This window comes from Stenotrophomonas sp. GD03680 (genome assembly GCF_029844625.1).
GTDB classification, from domain to species: domain Bacteria; phylum Pseudomonadota; class Gammaproteobacteria; order Xanthomonadales; family Xanthomonadaceae; genus Stenotrophomonas; species Stenotrophomonas maltophilia_P.
The window spans coordinates 64160-70300 of the sequence record NZ_JAOCKC010000015.1; the positions used below are offsets into that span (position 1 = coordinate 64160).

Sequence of the window (6141 nt, forward strand, 5' to 3'; positions counted from 1 at the left end):
CGGAACTTCACATTGCCTCCACCGTCGATCCGGCATGTTTCACAAAGCTGAAGTTAGAGGGAATCACATGCGTCAGACGAAGGAGACTTCCGGCTTGGTGCTGGTGGTCGAAGACAACCGCAACATCTCCGAGATGATCGGCGAATACCTGGAAGGTCGTGGCTTCGAAGTCGACTATGCACAGGATGGCCTGGACGGCTACCGGCTTGCGGCGGAGAACAGCTATGACGTGGTGGTGCTGGACCTGATGCTGCCGCGGCTGGATGGCATCGAAGTCTGCCGGCGGCTGCGCAACGATGCGCGCAAATCGACGCCGGTGCTGATGCTGACCGCGCGCGATACGCTGGACGACAAGCTCACCGGCCTGGGTTTCGGTGCCGATGACTACCTGACCAAGCCGTTCGCGATCCAGGAACTGGAAGCACGCCTGCGCGCGCTGATCCGCCGCGAACGCCGCCAGGTGGGTTCGGAAGTGCTCAAGGTCGCCGACCTGGTGCTCGATCCGGTCAGCATGCGCGCCACCCGCGCCGGCACCGAACTGCAGCTGTCGCCGATCGGCCTGCGCCTGTTGACGATTCTGATGCGCGAATCGCCGCGGGTGGTCACCCGCCAGGAAATCGAGCGCGAGATCTGGGGCAACGGGTTGCCGGATTCGGACACCCTGCGCAGCCATCTGTACAACCTGCGCAAGATCATCGACAAGCCGTTCGATCGCCCGCTGCTGCATACCGTGCAGAGCGCCGGCTATCGCATTGCCGACATCGCCCAGCCGATGGCCTGAGCAGGGACCGTGCCGGTGCAGCTGCAGGCCCGGTGCGGTAGCGGACGGGCAACAGGGCAGGGGATGACCGACCGGCAGTGTCGGCGGTCATCATCCCTGCACGACCACGGCGCGGTGCGCTGCCTATAATCGCAGCGCTCTGACCGGGACCCCGCAATGCCGCACGGCCTGCCGCGCAAGATCCGTATCGCCTTCATCCTGCAGGCAGTGCTGGCCAGCCTGGGCATCCTGCTGGGCGCATGGCTGGTGTCGCTGGTCATCAAGCACAGCCTGGTCGGTGCAGCGCTGCGCGAGGAAGCGGCGTATTACTGGACGCTGCACGACGCATCCCCGGCACAGCCCCCCCCCAATACGCAGAACATCCGCGGCTACCTGCTGGAAAGCGGCCAGTCCGCGTTGTCGCTGCCGGCCAACCTGCGCGACCTGGAGCCCGGTTTCCACGAACTGCCGGCGGATGACCAGCTGGTCCTGGTCGATGTGCGGCCGGCCGGCCGCCTGTATCTGGTATTCCTGCGCTCACGCGCGGAAATGCTGGCGTTCTGGTTCGGCATCGTGCCGGTGCTGCTGACCCTGCTGGCGGTGTATGGCGCCAGCTGGATCACCTATCGCGCCTCCAAGCGTCTGGTATCGCCGGTGAACTGGCTGGCGCGGCGCGTGTCGCGCTGGGACCCCGGCCACCCCGAGGCAGCCGATCTGGAACCGAACAAACTGCCGGCGGACATGCAGGGCGAGACCCGGCAGCTCGCCGCGGCCCTGCATTCGCTGGCCAACCGGGTCAGCGCGCATGTCGCCCGCGAACGCAACTTCACCCGCGATGCCAGCCATGAACTGCGCACGCCGTTGACGGTGATCCGCGTGGCCAGCGACATGGCGCTGGGGGATGATTCCCTGCAGCCGCGCCTGCGCCGCAGCCTGCAGCGCATCCAGCGTGCCGGGCGTGACATGGAAGCGGTGATCGACGCCTTCCTGATCCTTGCCCGCGAGGCGGATGTCGAGCCGCAGGTCGAGCTGTTCGATGTCAACGACATCGTCCGTCACGAGGTGGACAACGCCAACGAACTGCTGGGTACGCGCCCGGTCGTGGTGCACCTGCACAGCGACGGACCGGTGAATCTGCATGCGCCGCCGCGGGTGCTGCAGGTGGTGGTCAGCAACCTGGTGCGCAATGCCTGCAGCTATACCGACGAAGGCCGCATCGACGTGCATGTGCGCGACGACCGGGTGGTGGTGCGCGACACCGGCATCGGCATGTCTGCCGAAGCCCTGTCGCGCGCGTTCGAGCCGTTCTACCGCGCCGAACCCAGTCGCCCGCAGGGCACCGGACTGGGCCTGTCGATCGTGCGCCGGCTGTGCGATCGCTTCGGCTGGAAGGTCAGCCTCTCCAGCGAACCCGGGCAGGGAACCGAAGCCACCGTGATTTTCCGCTAGAGGGCTTTTGCCGGATCAGAAGCGGGCATTCCGCGGAATGGCAGGGGTAGCGCCGGGCCATGCCCGGCGTGCGCAGTGTCTCAGTCGCAGGTCACCTTCGGTGCCAGCGCGCGGGTCCAGATGGCATATCCGGCGGGCGTCATGTGCAGCATGTCCTCACGGAACAGCGCGCGATCAGGCTGGCCGTCGGCGCCCAGCATCGGCGTGTAGATGTCGGTGAAGCCGGTGTTGGGCAGCCTGGCCAGCGCCGCCTTGACCAGCGTGTTGGCCTCGTTGATCGCCGGCAGCAGGTGCGCCCGTGACGGGCTGGGCTTGATCGACACGTATTCCACCCGGGTCTTGGGCAGGTCGCGATGCACGCGCTGCACGAAGGCGACCACATCGTCGCGCACCTGCACGGCGCTGCGGCCGCTGTTGAGGTCGTTGTCGCCGGCGTACAGGAAGACCTTGCACGGCGCGTACGGGATCACGATCTGTGCGGCATACCAGGTGCTGTCCCGGACTTCCGAGCCGCCGAAGCCCCGGTTGAACACCGGCTGGCCGGCGAAATCGGCCGCCAGGCTGTCCCACATCCGGAATGACGAACTGCCAATGAACTCGATGCCACCACGAGGCGGCGGGGCGACCTTGTCGGCGGCGGCGAAGGCGGCCATGTCGGCGGCCCAGGCCACGTTGGAGACCTGCTCGGGAACGCGGGGCGACGGCGAGGGAACGCGTGCCAGCGCCAGCGGCGCAAGGGTCAGCAGGCCCAGCATCAGCAGAGCGGGACGGCGGTGGGACATCGTGCACTCCAGGCAGGAAGGAGGGAGCCATCATAGGAGGCGGGCGCGGCCCGCGCTTGTCCCCGGCAGGCCATTCGGCCCGGCCGCGCGGAGTATGGCCGGCGGCCTTGTGGCAAAATGGCGACTGTCTGCCCATCCCTGTGCACCCATGATTCCCTGCCGTGCGTCTGAGCGGTCGCTGCGCCGCGCCCCCGTTGCTGGATGCTCCACCCGTGGCTGACCAGTTCGGCCACATGCCGCGCGGCCCGCGCCGCATCTTCCAGGCCGCGCGCTGGTCCTGGCAGGGCCTGCGGGCTGCCTGGCTGCATGAGTCCTCGTTCCGGCTGGAGGTCTACCTGCTGGTCCTGCTGACCCCGGTGGCGATCTGGCTCGGCCAGACCCCGGTGGAGCGCGCGCTGCTGATCGGCTCGATGCTGCTGGTGCTGGCGATGGAACTGGCCAACTCCGCCATCGAGGCCGTGATCGAGCGCTACGGCAGCGAGATCCACGAGCTGGCCGGGCGCGCCAAGGACATGGGTTCGGCCGCCGTGTTCGTGCTGATGATGAACGTACTGCTGTGCTGGGCCCTGGTCGTGGTCCCGCATGCACTGGCCGGCCGCTACGGCTGAACCCCCATTCCCCCACTGCCTTGAAGAGTTTCCATGTCCTTTGAGTTCCTCGCCGACCCCAACGCCTGGGTGACCTTGTTCACCCTGAGCGCGCTGGAAATCGTGCTCGGCATCGACAATCTGGTGTTCATCTCCATCGCGGTCAGCAAGCTGCCGGAAGAGCGCCGTCCCTTTGCGCGCAAGCTCGGCATCGCCGTGGCCTGCATCACCCGTATCGCACTGCTGGTGTCGCTGGCCTACCTGGCCCACATGTCCGCCAACCTGTTCACCGTGGCCGGCATGGGCATCTCGATCCGCGACCTGGTGCTGATCGTGGGTGGCCTGTTCCTGATCATCAAGGGTTACATGGAGATCAAGGAACTGATCACCGGTGGCGAAGACGAGAATCCGGCGACCAGCAAGGCGTCGGGCGTGTTCGGCATGGTCATCCTGCAGATCGCCATCATCGATATCGTGTTCTCGCTGGACTCGGTGATCACGGCCGTCGGCATCGCCGACCACATCCCGGTGATGGTCGCTGCCATCCTGCTGTCGGTGCTGGTCATGCTGCTGGCGGCCAATCCGCTGGGGCGCTTCATCGACGCCAACCCGACGGTGAAGATGCTGGCGCTGGCCTTCATCCTGCTGATCGGCGCGGTGCTGATCCTGGACGGCCTCGACGTGCATGTGCCCAAGCCGTACATCTACGCCGCGATGGGCTTCTCGGTGCTGGTGGAATGGTTGAACCTGCTGATGCGCCGTCGCGCGCGCGACCACCACGTGCCGGGCGCCGGCGACTGGTAAAGCGTATGACCTCGAACCCCCGGCCCGGCCGGGGGTTCTGCTTTGCGGGCTACCGCGTCCGCCGGGCATGGCCCGGCGCTAACGGGGTACGCCACGCCTCGGGCAACGCCGGGCATGGCCCGGTGCTATCGGGGTACGCCACGCCGCGGGTAGCGCCGGGCCATGGGGCTTTTGCCTGCAATGCTGGCGTACACCTTCACTTGTGAACCCGTATCAACAGTGTTTTCCCCGGACAAGGCTTAATCCGGTGCGGCAAAGCGCGCAGGCTACGCGCTCCCGATTCCCGCCCCCAGGAAGTCCCCCATGAAGTCCAGAGCCGCATTGCTGGCGCTTGCCGTCGGCGCCTTCGCCATCGGCACCACCGAGTTCGCCCCGATGGGCCTGCTGCCGGTCATCGCCGACGGCGTAGGGGTTGGCATTCCCACCGCCGGCATGCTGATCACGGCCTACGCCATGGGCGTGATGCTGGGCGCGCCGGTGATGACGCTGCTGATGGGGCGGTTCGGCAAGCGCACCGCGCTGATGCTGCTGATGTCGATCTTCGTGGTCGGCAACCTGCTGTCGGCGCTGGCGCCGAACTATGGCCTGCTGTTGTTGTCGCGGCTGGTCACCAGCCTCAACCACGGTGCCTTCTTCGGTATCGGTGCGGTGGTCGCCGCCAGCCTGGTACCGAAGGACAAGCAAGCGGCGGCGGTGGCCACGATGTTCATGGGCCTGACCATCGCCAACATCGGCGGCGTGCCGCTGGCAACCTGGGTCGGCCAGCAGCTGGGCTGGCGCCTGTCCTTCGCCGGCACCGCAGTGCTGGGCGTGGTGGCGATCATCGCGCTCGGCCTGGCCCTGCCGGCCTCGGCACCGGGTCCGCGCCCGGACGTGCGCCGTGAACTGAAGGCGATCCTGCAGCCGCAGGTGCTGCTGGCCATGGCCACCACGGTGCTGGGCGCCGGTGCCATGTTCACCTTGTACACCTACGTGGCGCCGGTGCTGACCGAGCTGACCGGTGCCTCCAATGCCTTCATCGCGATGTCACTGGCGCTGATCGGTATCGGTTTCACCATCGGCAACGGCATCGGCGGGCGAATGGCCGACTGGTCGCTGGATGGCGCTACGCGGATCCTGCTGGCGGCGCTGGCCGTGTTGATGTTCGTGCTGCCGCTGGCCTTCATGAATCCCGTGACCGCAGCGCTGGGTGTACTGCTGTTCGGCGCGGCGACCTTCGCCATCGTGCCGCCGCTGCAGATCCGGGTGATGGAAGCGGCCACCGAGGCGCCGGGCCTGGCGTCGTCGATCAACGTGGGCGCGTTCAACCTGGGCAACGCCGTGGGTGCGGCGCTCGGCGGTGCGGTGATCAGCTCGGGCCTGGGCTACGCCGCGATCCCGGTGGCCGGTGGCCTGCTGGCGGCATCGGGCCTGCTGCTGGCATGGTTGGGGCGTCCCCGCACTGCGGTGGCCGAAGCCTGCTGAGGGGTGTTGGATTCCGGCAGGGCTTGCAGCCCTGCACCCGCCGAATCAACGTCAACGTCAACGGCAAAGGTCTGCATTCCGTGGGTTGGCGGGGTGGGTCCGGTTGAGGGGGACGCTGTAAGTACCCCTGCGGGGCCCGGCCCATTCCCGCGATCTGTCGCAACGGCGTTCCTCTCTGGTAGGTGTCGACCTTGGTCGACACGAATGCCTGAAGAATCGGCTTCTGCTTTTGATTTTTTTCTTTTGATCTTCCCGCGGTGCGCAGGAAACCGTATGAGGCCGGGCGGGTGGGCGT

6 protein-coding genes are annotated in these 6141 nt (G+C 67.0%); 5 read left to right on the plus strand and 1 reads right to left on the minus strand.

From position 1 onward, the window contains the following. The first annotated feature begins 67 nt into the window (after positions 1-67). Both N5J29_RS14650 and N5J29_RS14655 read left to right on the plus strand, forming a co-directional pair. Positions 68-781, plus strand: coding sequence for a response regulator transcription factor (locus N5J29_RS14650; protein WP_002811889.1), 714 nt, complete (start codon positions 68-70; stop codon positions 779-781). Positions 782-937: 156 nt separating this feature from the next. Beyond that, a complete protein-coding gene (locus N5J29_RS14655; protein WP_053516416.1) occupies positions 938-2209 on the plus strand; it encodes a HAMP domain-containing sensor histidine kinase in 1272 nt (423 codons plus the stop codon). 80 nt (positions 2210-2289) lie between these two features. On the opposite strand, the gene N5J29_RS14660 is transcribed toward N5J29_RS14655, so the two are convergent. After that, positions 2290-2991 carry an SGNH/GDSL hydrolase family protein gene (locus N5J29_RS14660; protein WP_164151646.1) on the minus strand — a complete coding sequence of 234 codons (702 nt, stop codon included), beginning with the start codon at positions 2989-2991 and terminating at the stop codon, positions 2290-2292. Between the two features lie 212 nt (positions 2992-3203). Between N5J29_RS14660 and N5J29_RS14665 the strand changes: the two genes are divergently transcribed. The 3 genes from N5J29_RS14665 (at position 3204) to N5J29_RS14675 (ending at position 5846) form a co-directional block, all read left to right on the plus strand. Further along, entirely contained in the window at positions 3204-3599 is a 396-nt protein-coding gene (locus N5J29_RS14665; RefSeq protein ID WP_053516413.1) for a diacylglycerol kinase, read from the plus strand. A 33-nt stretch (positions 3600-3632) separates the two neighbouring features. Further along, the gene (locus tag N5J29_RS14670; RefSeq protein ID WP_004144462.1) at positions 3633-4382 is read left to right on the plus strand and encodes a TerC family protein; all 750 of its coding nucleotides are present in this window, start codon (positions 3633-3635) and stop codon (positions 4380-4382) included. Between the two features lie 303 nt (positions 4383-4685). Then, positions 4686-5846, plus strand: a complete 1161-nt coding sequence (locus N5J29_RS14675; protein ID WP_053516410.1) for an MFS transporter — start codon at positions 4686-4688, stop codon at positions 5844-5846. The last annotated feature ends 295 nt before the right edge of the window (positions 5847-6141 follow it).